Annotated in this window: 15 protein-coding genes; 6 read left to right on the forward strand and 9 right to left on the reverse strand. The window is 69.1% G+C overall.

Annotated elements, in window-relative coordinates; translation table 11 throughout:
* The 4 genes from ACN675_RS18610 to ACN675_RS18625 all read right to left on the reverse strand — a co-directional run.
* The coding region (locus tag ACN675_RS18610; protein ID WP_420752243.1) for an FGGY family carbohydrate kinase at window positions 1-659 on the reverse strand (659 nt) is incomplete at its 3' end.
* Window positions 656-1588 carry a carbohydrate kinase family protein gene (locus ACN675_RS18615; RefSeq protein ID WP_420752244.1) on the reverse strand — a complete coding sequence of 311 codons (933 nt, stop codon included), beginning with the start codon at window positions 1586-1588 and terminating at the stop codon, window positions 656-658. The genes ACN675_RS18615 and ACN675_RS18610, both read right to left, overlap by 4 nt.
* A complete protein-coding gene (locus ACN675_RS18620) occupies window positions 1585-3057 on the reverse strand; it encodes a mannitol dehydrogenase family protein (protein WP_420752269.1) in 1473 nt (490 codons plus the stop codon). Before ACN675_RS18620 ends, ACN675_RS18615 begins: the two co-directional genes overlap by 4 nt.
* Window positions 3058-3062: 5 nt before the next feature.
* Window positions 3063-4082 carry an NAD(P)-dependent alcohol dehydrogenase gene (locus ACN675_RS18625; protein WP_420752270.1) on the reverse strand — a complete coding sequence of 340 codons (1020 nt, stop codon included), beginning with the start codon at window positions 4080-4082 and terminating at the stop codon, window positions 3063-3065.
* A gap of 84 nt (window positions 4083-4166) precedes the next feature.
* Here ACN675_RS18625 and ACN675_RS18630 point away from each other — a divergent pair, with 84 nt between their 5' ends.
* Genes ACN675_RS18630 through ACN675_RS18655 form a run of 6 tightly spaced genes read left to right on the forward strand, consistent with a single transcriptional unit; the run spans window position 4167 to window position 11420 of the window.
* A complete protein-coding gene (locus tag ACN675_RS18630) occupies window positions 4167-5258 on the forward strand; it encodes a sugar-binding transcriptional regulator (RefSeq protein ID WP_420752245.1) in 1092 nt (363 codons plus the stop codon).
* Window positions 5259-5308: 50 nt separating this feature from the next.
* Entirely contained in the window at window positions 5309-6664 is a 1356-nt protein-coding gene (locus tag ACN675_RS18635) for an ABC transporter substrate-binding protein (RefSeq protein WP_420752246.1), read from the forward strand.
* Entirely contained in the window at window positions 6661-7626 is a 966-nt protein-coding gene (locus tag ACN675_RS18640; RefSeq protein WP_420752247.1) for a carbohydrate ABC transporter permease, read from the forward strand. Before ACN675_RS18635 ends, ACN675_RS18640 begins: the two co-directional genes overlap by 4 nt.
* Window positions 7623-8513 (forward strand): carbohydrate ABC transporter permease, encoded by an 891-nt coding sequence (locus tag ACN675_RS18645; protein ID WP_420752248.1) that lies wholly within the window; start codon window positions 7623-7625, stop codon window positions 8511-8513. Before ACN675_RS18640 ends, ACN675_RS18645 begins: the two co-directional genes overlap by 4 nt.
* A gap of 33 nt (window positions 8514-8546) precedes the next feature.
* Complete coding sequence (locus ACN675_RS18650) at window positions 8547-9626, forward strand: ABC transporter ATP-binding protein (protein WP_420752249.1); 1080 nt, start codon at window positions 8547-8549, stop codon at window positions 9624-9626.
* A gap of 51 nt (window positions 9627-9677) precedes the next feature.
* Window positions 9678-11420, forward strand: coding sequence for an alpha/beta hydrolase (locus ACN675_RS18655; protein WP_420752250.1), 1743 nt, complete (start codon window positions 9678-9680; stop codon window positions 11418-11420).
* Window positions 11421-11475: 55 nt separating this feature from the next.
* On the opposite strand, the gene ACN675_RS18660 is transcribed toward ACN675_RS18655, so the two are convergent.
* From ACN675_RS18660 to ACN675_RS18680, 5 genes are all read right to left on the reverse strand, one after another.
* Window positions 11476-11973 carry a DUF2505 domain-containing protein gene (locus ACN675_RS18660; RefSeq protein WP_420752251.1) on the reverse strand — a complete coding sequence of 166 codons (498 nt, stop codon included), beginning with the start codon at window positions 11971-11973 and terminating at the stop codon, window positions 11476-11478.
* 93 nt (window positions 11974-12066) lie between these two features.
* Window positions 12067-13113, reverse strand: coding sequence for an alpha/beta hydrolase (locus ACN675_RS18665; RefSeq protein ID WP_420752252.1), 1047 nt, complete (start codon window positions 13111-13113; stop codon window positions 12067-12069).
* 86 nt (window positions 13114-13199) lie between these two features.
* Window positions 13200-14618, reverse strand: a complete 1419-nt coding sequence (locus ACN675_RS18670; RefSeq protein ID WP_420752253.1) for an NAD(P)-binding protein — start codon at window positions 14616-14618, stop codon at window positions 13200-13202.
* Window positions 14619-14662: 44 nt separating this feature from the next.
* Complete coding sequence (locus ACN675_RS18675) at window positions 14663-15226, reverse strand: LppP/LprE family lipoprotein (RefSeq protein ID WP_420752254.1); 564 nt, start codon at window positions 15224-15226, stop codon at window positions 14663-14665.
* Window positions 15227-15337: 111 nt separating this feature from the next.
* Window positions 15338-16189: a universal stress protein gene (locus tag ACN675_RS18680; protein ID WP_420752271.1), complete on the reverse strand. Its 852-nt coding sequence runs from the start codon at window positions 16187-16189 to the stop codon at window positions 15338-15340.
* Between the last annotated feature and the right edge of the window lie 25 nt (window positions 16190-16214).

Consider the following 16214-nt stretch of genomic DNA (forward strand, 5'->3'; position numbering starts at 1 on the left):
AGAACCGGAGGCCGGCGGCGCAGCGCCAGTTCGAGCAGATCGTGCCGATAGGTGTCGGTTGCCGCGTCGAAATATCCGGTGCCGCTGGCGTCGCTGCGGTCGGTGACCAGAGCGTCGACGGTCCGGTCGGTGCGCAAGGTCCAGGTGAGCCAGTCGTGCGGCAGGCACAGCGCGGCGGTGCGCCGTGCGTTGCCGGGTTCGTGGTCGGCGAGCCACCGGGCCTTCGCGACGGTGATCGCGGCGAGCGGAACCACGCCCACGGCGTCGGCCCATGCCGCGGCTCCACCGAGTTCGTCGACGAGATCCTGTGCGGCAGTCGATGACCGGGTGTCGTTCCACAGCAGCGCATCGCGCACGACGGCACCCTCGTCGTCGAGGCACACCATGCCGTGCTGCTGCGCCCCGACCGCGACGGCCGCGACGTCGTCGAGTCCCCCGGCCTCCGTACACGCCGTCTCGTAAGCCGACCGCCACGCCGCCGGATCCACTTCGGTGCCGGGCGGATGCGCCGCGCGGCCCTCGCGCACGACGGCTCCGGTCTCGGCGTCGCACACGACGACCTTGCAGGACTGCGTGGACGAGTCCACTCCGGCGACGAGCGTGGACGAACCGACTCCGTCGGCGGGGCTGGACGAACCGACTCCGTCGGCGGGGGTCACGAGACGCCCTCCTGGGCGGCGTCCCGCTCGGCACGGGTGGGCAGGTCGGCTCCGGCACGCGCGACGGTCAGCGCCGACGTCCACGCCGCCGTCCCGAGCACGTCGCGCAGGTCGTCGACGGTGATGGCACCCAACGCGTCCCGCCGGTCGGCACCGAGCAGGCCGCGGGTCCACAGGCCGTCGAGCAGTCCGGCGGTGAAGGCGTCGCCGGCACCGACGGTGTCGGCCACCTCGACCTGTACCGCCGGGATTTCGACGACACCTGCCGCGCACACCGCCACGGCGCCTTGCGCGCCGCGGGTGACGGCGACGATCGCCGGTCCGCGCGAGAGCCAGTCGCGTGCGGTGTCGAGGGGATCGCGGTCGGGCGCGAACCACGCGAGGTCCTCGTCGCTGGCCTTGACGACGTCCGCGAGCGCGACGAGGCGTTCGATACGGGCCCGGCCCCGGGCGGGATCGGAGATCAGCGCCGGCCGGATGTTGGGGTCGAAACTGACCGTGGATGTGCTCGACTGCTGCGCAACCAGTTCCGCGACGAGGTCGCATCCCGGTTCCAGCACGGTGGCGATGGATCCGGTGTGCAGGAGGACGGCGTCGACCGTGGGTGGGGGTTCGACGGGATCCCAGGCGATGTCGAAGTCGTAGTGGGCGGCGCCTCGGTCGTCGATCGTGGCCTGTGCGGTGGCGGTGCGTTCGGCGGCGGCACTGCCCGGGGTCAGGCGCACGCCGGATCCGGCGAGGTGTTCGATGATGCGGGTGCCCCGCGGATCGTCCGCGACCCGCGTCGTGAACTGCACCGCCCGGCCGAGACGTCCGAGCCCGACCGCGACGTTGAGCGGGCTTCCGCCCACGTGTTCGACGGGTTCCTTCCCGTCCCGCTGCACGATGTCGACGAGCGCTTCTCCGACCACCAGCGCGTGCCCGTTCATCGTCGTTCTCCCGCAAGCTCTTTCAGCGTGGCCCGTGCACCTTCGCGGTGCAGGCTGTCGAGCGCCCGGGTGTAGGCGTCGACGAAGCGGTGGTTGCCGGCGAGATCGCCGAACACGTCGGTGTTCTCGACGAACGCCGTGGGGTGTGACCGTTGCCGGCGCGCGAGGGGAACGAGCGTGTCGGCGAGCCGGTCGACCACCTCGATGGGTTGCCCGTGTTCGTCGACGCCCTCGGCGTAGCGGGCCCACGACGCGACGATGGCGGCGGACAATCGCACGGGACCTCCTGCGGCCAGGTTCTCCCGGATCACCGGCACCAGCCATTTGGGGATCCGGTCGGACGATTCGGCACACAATCGGGCGACGGTGTCGCGGATCTCGGGGTTGGCGAAGCGTTCGATGAGCGTGCGCTTGTAGTCGTCGAGATCGATACCCGGCACCGGTTTCAGCGTGGGCGTGGCCTCACTGTCCATGTAGTCGCGGAGGAATCCGGCGATGAGCGGGTCCTGTGCGGCGTCGTGGACGAGCCGGTATCCCATCAGATACGCGAAATAGCCGAGTCCCTGATGACCGGCGTTGAGCAGGCGCAGTTTCATCAGTTCGTAGGGCGCGACGTCGTCGACGACCTGCACCCCGGCCTTCTCGAAGGGGGGCCGGCCGTCCGCGAAATCCTCCTCGAGGACCCACGCGGTGAACGGTTCGGCGGCGACCGGCCAGCGGTCCTGCACGTCGAAGCGTGCGGACAGTGCCGTCACGACCTCGTCGGTCGTGACGGGGGTGATCCGGTCGACCATCGAGTTCGGGAACCGGACGTTGTCGGAGATCCACTGTGCCAGTCCGGGATCGACGAGCCGGGCGTAGGCGGTGAACACCCGCCGGGCGACGTCGCCGTTGCCTTCGATGTTGTCGCAGGACATCACCGTCGGCGCTCGCAGTCCACGGGCACGCCGACGGGCGAGAGCCTCGGTGACGAGCCCGAACACGGTGGCCGGCGGCTCGCCGGAGTCGAGGTCGCGCCGGACCGCGGGATCGTCGGCGTCGAATTCACCGGTGTCGTGCCGGATGTTGTAACCACCTTCGGTGATGGTCAGCGAGACGATCCGCGTGGTCGGCGCCGCGAGGAGTTCGACGACGACCTCGGGATCGTCGGGGGCGTAGCGGTAGTCGACGATCGATCCGATCACCCGCGGCTCCCACCTGCCGTCCGGGTGCGTGAGGACGAGGGTGTAGAGGCAGTCCTGCTCATCGAGAGCCTCCTGCATCCGGCGGTCGCGCGGCATCACCCCGACGCCGCAGATGCCCCAGTCCTGCGCCAGCCCCTGTTCGAGGAGACGGTCGACGTACATGGCCTGGTGGGCGCGGTGGAAGCCGCCGACACCGAAATGCACGATGCCGACGGTGACGTCCTCGCGGCGATAACTCGGTACGGGTACCTGCAGGTGGGGCAGTGTCTGCCGGCTCACGCGCATGGCGGTCATTCCTCTCCGGGCCGGTCGGTCACGTCGACGACGGCCTTGATGTTCCCGGGCGTCCGGTCGGATTCGAGCGCCTCGGCGGTCTTGTCGAGCGAGAACCGCGCGGTGACCATCGAGTCGAGATCGACCCGTCCCGACTCGACGAGGGCGAGCGCCGTCGGCCAGGTGTTCGCGTAGCGGAACACGCCGGTCAGGACGAGTTCACGGTTCTGGACGATCTGCACCGGAAGGGTCATCGTCTCCGCGCCGGCGCCGACGAGTACGACGGTGCCGCCGGGACGGACCGCCCGGATCCCGGAGTCCACCGCACTCGGGGCGCCGGAGGCGTCGATGTAGCTGTCCACCTGCAGGTTCGCCGGGTCGTCGACGCGCGGGTCAAGTGCGCGGGTGGCACCGTACGACAGTGCGCTCGTGCGGCGTCGTTGGTCGAGGTCGGTCACCACGATCTCGAGCGCACCGAAGGCCCGGGCGACCTGGGCGACGACGATGCCGACCGGTCCGGCCCCGGTGACCAGGACGCGCGATCCGGCCGTGATCCGGGCCTTGCGCACGGCGGCGATGCCGACGGACAGCGGTTCACACAGGGCCGCGGCGTCGTCCGAGACCGTCTCCGGCACGGGGTGCGCGAAGGCGGCGCCGATGGTGACGTACTCGCACAGCGCCCCGTCGACGGGCGGGGTGGCGAAGAACCGCATGTGCGGGCACAGGTTGTAGTCGCCGCGCCGGGTCTCCTCGGTGAGCGGGTCGGGGCGTTGCGGTTCGATCGACACCCGCTCCCCGATCCGGTGCGCGGGCACACCCTCGCCGACGGCGACGACGACCCCGGCCGCTTCGTGCCCCAGAACGAGGGGGTCGGTGACGACGAACTCGCCTATCCGCCCTTCCCGGTAGTAGTGCGTGTCCGATCCGCACACCCCGACCGTGGTGACCCGGACGAGGACGTCCCCGGGGCCGGGAGCGGGTACGGGGCGCTCCTGCATCTCGATTCGGCCCGGTTCCACGAGAACCGCGGCGCGCATGGTTCGGGCGATCGAACCGGCGACTGTTGTGTAGGTCACACTGCGATGCTAGCGTAGTGAGCAAATTAACGCACCTCTGAGCAAATGCTCACGAGCCTAGGAGAGCGCGTGACCACGCCCGGACCGACCCCCACCGCGGAGAAGGACACCTCGGCGACACCCGAGGACCTGCGCCTCGCCGTGCGCGCCGCGACGCTCTACTACCTCGACGGACTCACCCAGGCCGAGGTCGCCCAGCGTCTCGGAGTCTCCCGGCCCACCGCAGGCCGCCTGGTGGCCCGGGCCCGAACCCAGGGAATCGTGCGCATCGAGGTCGCCGTGCCGCCCTCCCTGCGCGACGACCTGCACGCCGACCTCGAACGCGCCCTCGAGGAGCGGTACGGCCTCACCGAAGCCGTGGTGGTCGGCACCCGCGTCGACGACACCGGCCCGGTCGAGGACTCCGCGAGCTTCGCCGCGCTCGGGCGCGCCGCCGCGGCTCTGCTCACCCGCCGCATCCGCCCGACCGACACCCTCGGGTTCACGTGGGGACCGGAAACCGTCGCCGTCGCGCAGGCCCTGCCCTCCGGTGTCGCCACGTGCGCGCGGATCGTCCAGCTCGACGGCTCGGCCTCCGCGAGCACCTACCAGACCGGCACCGAGTTCGTCCTCGGCCGGTGCGCGGAACAACTCCGGGCACAACCGCTTCGGCTTCCCACTCCCCTCTACGCCGACGCGGCGACCGTGGCGTCGATGCGCGCCGACTCGCTCATCTCCCGCACCCTCGAGGCCGGTCGCAACGCCGACACGATGATCTTCGGCGTCGGCGCCGTCTCCACGGCCACCACCCTGTTCGAGGGCAGCTTCCTCGACACCACCATGCTCGACGAACTAGACGGCCTCGGTGCGGTCGGGGAGATCGGCGGCCGGTTCTTCCACGCCGACGGCACCCCCGTCCACGGCGACCTCGAGGCACGCACGATGTCCGTTCCACTGGACGATGTAAGAGACTGCACCACAACTGTTCTCGTTACAGGAGGGCAATCGAAGCACCGCGCCGTCCTCGCCGCGCTCCGCGGTGGGCTCGCCACGATGCTCGTGTGCGACATCGCCTGCGCCCAGTACCTGCTCGGTACGGACCGGGCCCCCGACACAGCCTCCGTGCACGACGAGTCAGCACCCGTCTCCGACGGATGAACAGCACCCGTCTCCGACGGATGAACAGCACCGAAACGAGGTAGCCCATCGTGCCTACAGCAAGGAAATCCACCCGCGCGGCCGTCGCGGGCGCCGCAACCCTGTGCCTCGCGCTCAGCGGATGCGCCGGCGCCGGATCCCTCGGCACGTCCGGCCGGACCGTCACCATCGCGATGGTGTCGAACTCCCAGATGCAGGACGCACAGCAACTCGCCTCGCAGTTCGAAGCCGAGAATCCCGAGATCGACCTGAAATTCGTCACCCTCTCCGAGAACCAGGCCCGCGCCAAGATCACCGCCTCCACGGCGATGGGCGGGGGCGAGTTCGACGTCGTGATGATCAGCAACTACGAGACGCCCCAGTGGGCGGAGTACGGGTGGCTGACCAACCTGTCGCCGTACATCGAGCAGACCGAGGGTTACGACGCGGACGACATCATCCCGTCGCTGCGGGAAGCACTGTCGTACGAGGGCGATCTGTATTCGGTGCCGTTCTACGGCGAATCCTCGTTCCTCATGTACCGCAAGGACCTGTTCGAGGAAGCCGGAATCACGCTGTCCGATCCCCCGACCTGGAGCGAGGTCGCCGACGCCGCCGCGCGACTCGACGGCCCGGACGTGAACGGGATCTGCCTGCGCGGCAAGCCCGGCTGGGGCGAACTGCTCGCGCCGCTCGACACCGTCGTCAACACGTTCGGCGGCCGGTGGTTCGACGAGAACTGGAACGCGCAGCTGAACAGTCCCGAATTCCGCGAGGCCGTGCAGTTCTACGTCGATCTCGTCCGCGAGTACGGCCAGCCGGGTGCCGCCACGAGCGGATTCAGCGAGTGCGCAACGCAACTCGCCCAGGGCCGGGTCGCCATGTGGTACGACTCGACGTCCGCGGTGTCGACGCTCGAGGATCCCGCGTCGAGCAACGTCGTCGGGAAGATCGGGTACGCGGCAGCTCCGGTGCAGGAGAAGGATCCGTCCGGCTGGTTGTACACCTGGTCGCTCGGCATCCCGGCGAGCAGTGAACACACCGACGACGCGTGGAAGTTCATCTCGTGGATGACCGACCGGGACTACCTGCGCACCGTCGGCGAGCAACTCGGCTGGGAACGGGTTCCGCCGGGCAGCCGGTTGTCGACCTACGAGATTCCCGAATACGCCGAGGCCGCAGCCGCCTACGGCCCGATTACCCTCGAATCCATCGAGACCGCCGATCAGAACAACCCCACGGTCGATCCCGTGCCCTACACAGGCATCCAGTTCGTGGCCATCCCCGAGTTCCAGGATCTCGGCACCCGGGTCAGCCAGCAGATCAGCGCAGCCATCGCCGGACGCCAGACCGTCGACGAGGCACTCGAGCAAGCACAGAAGTACGCCGAGGCCGTCGGCGAGACCTATCGGGAGGCGTCGTCATGACCGCACCTGCAACGCAGCGTCCGACACCGGACACGACCGAGCGCATCCGTTCCCTCCGGGACTCCAAGGAGGAGAGGGTCTCGCGGACCGAGGGCTGGCGCCGGCGCGGTCCACTGCTCCCGGCCCTGGTCTTCACGATCGTGGTCACCCAGGTTCCGTTCCTGTTCACCCTGTTCTACTCGACGCAGTCGTGGAACCTCGTCAGCCCCGGCTCCCGCCGGTTCGTCGGACTCCAGAACTACGTCGACGTCTTCCAGGACAGCCAGTTCTGGCAGGTGGCGATCAACACCGTCGTCCTCATCGTCGGCACGGTGCTGATCTCGGTGATCCTCGGCCTCATGCTCGCCCTGCTGCTCGACCGGGCCTTCCTCGGACGGGGCATCGCCCGGACGCTGCTGATCACACCGTTCCTGGTCACGCCGGTGGCCGCGGCCCTGGTGTGGAAGACGGCGATGTTCGATCCCGTCTTCGGCATCGTCAACTTCGTGCTCTCGCCGTTCGGTGTCGGGGAGGTCGACTGGATCAGCCGATTCCCGTTGCCCGCGGTCATGATCGCGCTGGTCTGGCAGTGGACGCCGTTCATGATGCTGCTCATCCTCGCCGGCCTGCAGTCGATGCCCCGGGACATCCTCGAGGCGGGACGGGTCGACGGGGCCGGGGCCTTCGCCCTGTTCCGCGAACTGACGCTGCCCCACCTGCGCCGGTTCATCGAACTCGGTACCGTGCTCGGCGCGATCTATCTGGTCAACACGTTCGACGCCATCTACATGATGACCCAGGGTGGTCCCGGCACGGCCAGCGCCAACCTGCCGTTCTACATCTACCAGCGCGCATTCCTCGGCTTCGACATCGGTCAGGCCGCCGCCATGGGCGTGGTGGTCGTCGTCGGCACCATCGTCGTCGCAACCTTCGCCCTGCGCCTGATCTTCACATCGTTCACCGGCAAGGAGGAAGCGGCATGAGCACCACCGTCACGACGCCGCAGGCATCGGACACCGCGGCACCCACCGGCCGCGTCGCCCGGACCGCGCGTAAGCGCAAGAACCGCCGGATGAATCCGTGGGGAGTGGTCGCCTGGATCGCGGCCATCGGATTCTTCTTCCCCGTCTTCTGGATGGTGCTCACCGCGTTCAAGCAGGAGGCCGATGCCTACTCCGATCCACCGAAGTTCTTCTTCTCCCCCACCCTGGACCAGTTCCGGGGGGTGTTCGAGACGGGAGTCGGGACGAGCCTGCTCAACTCGGCGTTCGCCACGATCGTCTCGACGATCCTGGTTCTCCTGCTGGGCATTCCGGCGGCGTTCGCACTGTCGCTGCGCCCGGTGCGCAAGACCAAGGACGTGCTGTTCTTCTTCATCAGCACAAAGATGCTGCCGATCGTCGCCGCGATCATCCCGCTGTACGTGATCGTCGCCGAGGTCGGTCTGCTCGACAACATCTGGGCCCTGATCGTCCTCTACACGGCGATGAATCTGCCCATCGCGGTGTGGATGATGCGCTCGTTCTTCCTCGAGGTTCCGGGCGAACTCCTGGAGGCGGCGAGCATGGACGGCGCGAGCCTGTGGACCGCGGTGCGGGAGCTGATCCTGCCCCTGGTCTCCCCCGGCATCGCCGCGACCGCACTGATCTGCGTGATCTTCTCGTGGAACGAATTCTTCTTCGCGGTCAACCTCACCGCCGTTCAGGCACAGACGATTCCGGTCTTCCTCGTCGGCTTCATCACCGGTGAGGGACTGTACTGGGCGCGACTGTCCGCCGCGGCGACGATGGCGGCGCTTCCGGTCGTCCTCGCCGGCTGGCTCGCGCAGAACAAGCTCGTGCGCGGTCTGTCGTTCGGCGCCATCAAGTAGACCCGATTCCCGTTACCAGCAAGGACTTCCATCATGGCCGACATCACCTACGCCAACGCCTCGTGCATCTACGAGAACTCCGACACGTTCGCGGTCGACTCGCTGAACCTCGACATCGAGGACGGTGAATTCGTGGTCCTGGTCGGGCCGTCCGGCTCCGGCAAGAGCACGGCGCTGCGGATGCTCGCCGGGCTCGAGGACATCGACGAGGGGTCGATCTCGATCGGCGGCAAGGACATGACCGGAGTGCCGTCGAAGGACCGGGACATCGCGATGGTCTTCCAGAACTACGCGCTGTATCCGAACAAGACGGTGGCCGAGAACATGGGCTTCGCGCTCAAGATGCGCGGCGTGAGCGCCGACGAGCGTCGCCGCAAGGTCGAGGAGGCCGCGAAGATCCTCGACCTCACCGACTACCTCGATCGCAAGCCGGCCAAGCTCTCGGGCGGACAGCGTCAGCGGGTCGCGATGGGACGCGCGATCGTGCGTGAACCGCAGGTGTTCTGCATGGACGAGCCGCTGTCGAATCTCGACGCGAAGCTGCGTGTGCAGACCCGCACGGAGATCGCGGCGCTGCAGCGACGCCTGGGCACCACCACCGTGTACGTCACCCACGACCAGGTCGAGGCAATGACGATGGGCGATCGCGTGGCCGTCCTGAAGAAGGGGGTGCTGCAGCAGTTCTCCAGCCCCACCGAACTCTACGACCGTCCCGCCAACGCCTTCGTCGCCGGTTTCATCGGCTCCCCCTCGATGAACCTGCTCACGGCGCGGGTCGCCGACGACGGCGTCGTCGTCGGCAGCACCGTCGTCCCCGTCGAACGGGAGCGGATCGCCAAGCTGCACGCGGCCGGCATCGACGAGGTGACCGCCGGTATCCGGCCGGAGGACTTCGAGATCGCCGACGAGGGCGTCGAGGCCGTCGTCGAACTCGTCGAGGAACTCGGCAGCGAGTCGTATCTGTACACGCGGATCCCCGACAGCGGGAACCAGGTGGTCGCGCGGGCGCTGACCCGCACCCCCGCCCGGCTCGCCGACACCGTGCACCTGCGCAAGCGCGAAGGCACGGTGCACCTGTTCGACGTCGAAACCGGCGAACGGGTGGGTGACTGACGGCGGTTCGCCGCGGCGCCGCGACGCATCGGCGCGGGTTAGTGTCGGCGGGTGAACGCCCCACGAACCCCCGACGCGCCGGGCACGGACGCGCCCGACGCCGACGACACCCGTGCTCATCCCGTGACGGTCCTCGGACTGGATTTCGTCGGGCTCGTCGTCGCCCTGCTGTTCTTCGCGTGGAGCCTGAGCCCGTCCTTGATCCCCCGGGACTGGCTGTATCAGGGGCTGATCAGCGGCATCACCGCCGTGACCGGCTACGGCATCGGCGTGCTCGTCGCCTATCCGGCACGACGGTGGATCGTGCCGCGCCTGACGTGGTGGCGCCGGCGCCACGCGGTCCGGCAGGTCGCCCAGGCCGTGGTGGCGGTGCTCGTCGTCGCATTGGTGGTTGCGGCGCTGCTCGTCGCCGCCGATCGGCAGAACGAGATCGAAGCCCTCATGGGCATGGATGAAACCTCCTCGTTCGCGTATCTGCGCACCGGTCTCGTCGTCGCCGCCGTCTTCGCCGTGGTGCTGCTGATCGCCCGCGGCCTGCGCCGCCTCGCCGAGGCGTTCGCGCGGTTTCTCGGTGCGCGCCTGCACATTCCGGTTCCGGTCGCCCACGTCGTGGCCCCGGTCCTGCTGGCCGTCCTCGTCGTCGTGTTCGTCGACCAGGTACTGCTGGCCGGCAGCTCCAAGGCCGCGAACCTGGTCTTCTCCGGCGACAACAACAGCACCGATCCCGGCGACACGCAGCCCGGCGAACCCGAGCGGTCCGGCAGCCCCATGTCGGCGGCCCCATGGGACACCCTGGGCCGGCAGGGCCGGTCCTTCGTCGACGGCGGCGCACGGGCCGCGGAGTTGACCGCGATCAACGGCGCCCCGGCCCGTGAACCGATCCGCGTGTATGCGGGACTGGAGTCGGCGCCGGACACCGCGGCCCAGGTCGATCTGGTGCTCGACGAACTCGACCGCACCGGGGCGTGGGATCGGCAGGTGCTCGTGGTGTCCGCGACCACCGGCACCGGCTGGGTCAATCCGGTCGCGGCGGACTCGATCGAGCTGATGTACAACGGGGACACCGCGATTGCCGCGATCCAGTATTCGTATCTGCCGAGCTGGATTTCGTTCCTCACCGACGGGTCCGCGGCGGCTTCCGCGGGCCGGGCGCTGATCGACGGGGTGCAGGAACGGTGGTCGCAGCTTCCGGAGGATGCGCGTCCCCGACTGCTCGTCTACGGAGAGAGCCTCGGGTCGCAGTCCGCCGAGGCCGCGTTCGACGACATCGCGGACCTGCGCTCGTCCGTCGACGGGGCGTTGTTCGTCGGACCACCGAATTCGAACACCCTGTGGCGTTCGCTGGTGGACGGGCGCGATCCCGGCAGCACCGAGGTGTTGCCCACCTACAACGGCGGTCTCGAGGTGCGGTTCGCCGACAGCGTGGAAACGCTCGAATCGAACGGGCAGCTGTGGCTCGAGCCGCGGGTCCTGTACCTGCAGCACGCGTCCGATCCGGTCGTGTGGTGGGGGCCGGACCTGCTGTTCACCCGCCCCGACTGGCTCTCCGAACCTCCCGGCCCGGACCGAGTTCCGTCGATGCGCTGGTATCCGATCGTCACGTTCTGGCAGGTGGCGGGCGATGTCATGTGCGGCACCTCACCACCGGTCGGGCACGGGCACAACTACGAGGATCTGATCCCGTACGGCTGGGCGGCGATCGCGCCTCCCGACGGGTGGACCACCGCCGACACCGAGCGGGTCTCGAAGGTGGTCGAAGCCACGGCACTCGAGGACCCGGTGCCGGTCGGCTGAGAAGTTCGGGGCGCCGCCGGACCGCACACGCGGCCCCGCGACGCCCCTCGACGAATCAGTTCCCGGAGAGGATCTCGTTCAGAGCGTTGCCGTCACCGGAGACGATGGCCTCGACCATCTGCAGGACCAGACCCTCGATCTGGCCACCGACGACCGGAACCTTGACGGTGACCTGGCCGCGCACCTCGAGGACCGCACCGCCGTCGCGAGCGCGCAGCTCGGAGCGCCCCTCGATCGACACCGGGAAGCTGGACGAGCCACCGGTCAGCGTGCCCTGCGCGGCACCGCCCTCGAGCGGGCCCCACTCGTCGGTCCGCTGCATCACCAGCGGGCCGCGCAGAATGCCGCGGACAACAGCGGGAAGTCCCGAGGTGTCGGTCTCGTCGGTGAGCGTGACCCGGACCGTGCCGGGACCTGCCGGGGAAGCGAACTCCACTGAGCCGGTCGTGCTTCCGCCCAGGCGGCCCTTCCAGTACTCCTCGCTGGTCAGGGCGGCGTGGACCCGCTCCACGTCGTGGTCGATATCGGCGCTGAAAGAAAATTCTTTGGACATGGGCGCAAACAATAGCGTCCCCCGCGGGGGTCTCCTACAGCGCTCCCGGCAAAGACGACGACGCCCTGCCGCGGGCCCGTCCGGTCCGGAGAATCAGGCCCCCGGGCGGTCCGATTCGGTCACTTTGCGGGCGAACTCGATCGTCCGCTCGAGGGCGATCCGAGCGTCTTCGAGCGAGAGATCGAACTGGTACTCGTGGCCCAGTTCCGGCTCGTGGTCCTCGGGATAGAACAGGGCGTCGACGGTGACACCGAGATCGGTGAGCTTCGCGGCCAACGGTTTCGACTGGGTGTTCGTGAGGGGATCGCCGTTGCCGCCGGTGATGTAGGTGGCGGGGAACTCGCCGGTGACCCACCGCAACGTGGACATCTGCGCGGCCGCCTCCGAGGAGCCGAAGTTCCGTGCCCCCGTGTAGGCCCACAGCGCCTGTTTCACGCCCCACCCGATCAGGCCGCCGCTGCCGCCCATCGCGGGAACGTCGTAGATGCCGCAGTTGAGCACCACGCCGCGAAGCCGCTCCGGGGTCAACGCGGGGGTGATCCCGATCGCCGCGGCATAGGACGGGTCGGTGACCGCCGCCGCGAGCTGCGCCGACAACTGCGCGCCCGCGGAATCACCCGCCAGGACGATGTGATCCGGGTCGATGTGCAGTTCGTCCGCGTGCTCGACCAGGTAGGCGTGAGCGTCGTTGAGCTGGTGCACGGGCGTCGGGTAGCGATGTCCGGGGGCGAGCGAGTAGCCGAGCGAGACCACGGTGAACCCGGCGTCCGCGAGCCGCCGATAGTAGCCGGCATAGTTCGTCCGGTCCCCGGACAGCCACGCACCGCCGTGCGTCCACACGATCGTCGGCAACGCGGTCGTCGTTCCGGTCGGGGTGTAGACGTCGAGATATGCGTCGGGGTCGCCGGCGCGGTAGGGCACGTCGGCGACGAGATCGGTGACCGGTGCCCCGACCTCGAGTTTCGCGGTCTGTTCACGGGCGCCACGATCGAACAGCACGCGGACCAGAAGCGCCCCGGGCGTCGGCGTCAGGGTGAAGGACGCGGCAACGATCGCGAGCACCACGACGATCGCTGCCAGAACCCACCGCAGGACGTGCCGACGCGGGCGAGTTCGGGGGGTGGGACTGGTCGTGGTCACTCGTTCTCCTGCCGTGGGTCGGGCCCGGTCTGCCCGCCGGGGCCGTCCCGTCCGAGCCCGTCGATCATCGCAAACCGCGGCTCGTTCTACGGGACCATCGCGGCCAGTGTCGCGAGCGCGGGACGGACGTTCGCGAGGAACCGAGCCATCGCGTCCTGCACCTTCGGCCGGTCGAAATGCTGCCGCAGACCTCTGCCGGTGTTGAGGCGGGAGCGTTCGAGCCAGTCCGCGATGTCCGGTTCCTTCGACCACATGCGGTCGGCGGACATCTCGACGAGCAGACCCCGCGCCCAGTCGAGCGGAACGTCGGGCAACCGGTTCGTCGGGCACAGCCGGTTCTTCTCGTCCAGTGGACGACCGGTCGACTCCACGAACCCGACCATCGCCGCGTTGAACGGGACGAGTCCCGACCGGACGGGCTGCAGCGTGATCCGGCCGGGCGCGAAGATCGGCACGGCCGGTGCCGGATTCAGGCCGCGGGCGGCGCAGTGCACGTGCACCGCGTCCGGGCTCGTCGCAACGGTGCCGCCGTCGAGGTGGATCTCCCGGCCGTCGAGGCGTCGTACATGCCCGAGCCGCACCACATCCCGGATCTGCCGGAGCGTCTTCAGCTCGGCGGTGCTCATCGTCGGCGCCTTGTACATCGAGGGTGTGACGCGGTCGTCGACGCGGAACAGCTGTTCGCTCGCCTCGAGCCGGGCGAACAGGTCGTCCGGCGAGGTCGCGTGCGCCGCCGATTCCAACTGCCGCGCGATGCCCTCGATCAGATCGTCGACCAGTTCGCCGCCCTGCGCGAAGAACCGGTTCCGCAGCCACGCCTCCCGCGGCTTGATCCACCGGATCGCGTCCGGGTCGACACCGGTCTGCAGCAGCCACAGGCACGCGTCTATCGCGGTCTTGCCGGCACCGATCACCACGTAGCGCTCGGCCGGGCCCGCGACATGCGGCAACTCACCGACAGGAATGCACCGCGCGTCCGGTGCGACGGCGAACGGCGGAGCAGTGGTCGCCGGGACCGCCGGTTCGAGATAGGTGGCGTCGACCAACACCTTCCGAACCTTCACATCGAAGCACTCACCGGACAGTCGCGACACGAAGCGCTCCCCACCGACGTATTCGCACATCGGGAAGTACCGGACCGCACCGGAATCGAGCAACGACGTGCGCATGACCCGGTCGTAGTAACCGCAGATCTCGGCGGCCCCGGCCTGCTCGTACATACCGGCGTTCGGCCCGGTCCGATCGATGGTGTCGGCGCCGAGCGGCAGCGAGTTCACCCCGTAGTACGCCGACGGCTGGTGCAGCCTCACGAACGGGTAGGCATCGTTCCAGTGCCCGCCCGGCGCATGCCGGCGGTCGACCACGACGACGTCGGCGTCGGAATCGGCGATCAGCGCGTCGGTGAACGCCATCCCGGCGGCGCCGGCGCCCACCACCAGGTAATCGGTGTCGAGGGTGTGGGTGACCATGTTCGCCCCGCTCTCCGTGCCATCCCACGATCGCACGCGCTCCCGGGCCTGTCACGAGAACGGGCCCGGGAGCGCGCCGGTCACCACACTTCGCAGAAGTTCATCGCGAGGTAGTCGTGGGGCAGTTCGCCCTCCGTGATCACGTCCCCCTCCCACCAGCGGAAGGTCTGCGCCGCGAACCCGGTCGCGGCAGCGTGGATCTCCCCTTCACGCGGGTAGTGGTATTCGACGTGGATCGAGTCGGCCGTCTCCGCCACGACCGTCGGGTGCAGCGCGCATCCGGTCGCCGTGCCCAGATAACTACCGCGGTGGAACAACAGCAGATGCGTCGGCGACCATCCGGTGGCGTCGACGATCCCGACCTGCGCGTAGCTCAGGTCGGTGCAGCGGTTGTAGTTGCCGTTGTACGCGTAGAGCCAGGTCGCGTCCGGAATCTGCTGCGGCGCAGGCAGCTCGTCGATCGCCGCGAACACCTCGGGTGCCGCGAGATCGATCTGCACGTCGCACGGCGCTTCCTCCCGCAACAGTGGCGCCGGGAACACTTCCCGCGCCGGAACGGCAGCCTGCGCATTCCCCACCGCAGTGCAGGCCGCCACGATCGCGGCCGCGCTGCTCAACAGCGCGGCCGTGGTCTTCCCCCTCAATTCCCCATCCCTTCGTCGAGTGCGCTCGCGTGTCGAGCACAGAGCGGGTATCGACACCCGGCAGGAATTCGTAACATCGCGGCCTGCACCCGAATCCGCGGCCGTGGAGTCCTATCTCGCGGGCGGGCAGATCACCACGGGACATTCGCTGCGCTGCAGCACATCGCGGCCGACCGACCCGATCACCGCGCCCGCGAACCGGCCGCGCCCGTGACTGCCGACGCAGATCAGCTGCGCATCGGCAGCGTGCCCGAGCAGCACGTCGGCCGGATCTCCCTCGACGGACACCTCGACGACAGGCACCTGCGGAAACCGCTCCCGAGGAGCGGCCAGGACCTCCGGCGGCACGCTACGGGACGGCTCGGTCACCCCCGGCAGCGAGAACCACGCGTGTACCGCCACCACGGAGGTACCGAACGACGCGGCCAGCTCGAACGCCACCAGCGCGACGCTCACCCCGCGCGGTCCCGTGTCGATACCGACGACGACCGGACGCTCGTCGTCGGGAAGGCGGCCCGGCTGGCCCCGCCAGCTCGCGACCGGGCAGGAGGCACGTCGCACCAGATCCTGCGCCGTGGACCGGCGCAACAGTGCTTCGAGTGCGCCGCTGCCGCTGCCGCTGTGCCCCAGCACGACCATATGGGCACCTTCGCTCGCGGCGGCGAGTGCCGCGGTGACCGGCCCGGATTCGACCCGGCCCTCGACGTCCAGCCGCGGGAAGTACGCGCGCACGACGGTGACGACGTCGGTGACGATCGCTTCCGCTGCGCGATATTGCTCCGCGGCCAACGGTTCCCGGCCACCCACCTCGGGCGCGGTACTCGGCCGGCGCGGCTCCGGCAGGACGTACACGACGCGGAGTCCGCATCGCCGACGCGACGCGACCGCCGCCGTCCACTTCGCGGCATCGGTAGCGGACCGCGACCCGTCGACTCCGACCACCATCACGCCGTTTTCGATCATGTACACCGCCCGTTCCCGGTTCCCG

Source organism: Rhodococcus sp. O3 (assembly GCF_048897285.1).
GTDB lineage: Bacteria > Actinomycetota > Actinomycetes > Mycobacteriales > Mycobacteriaceae > Rhodococcus.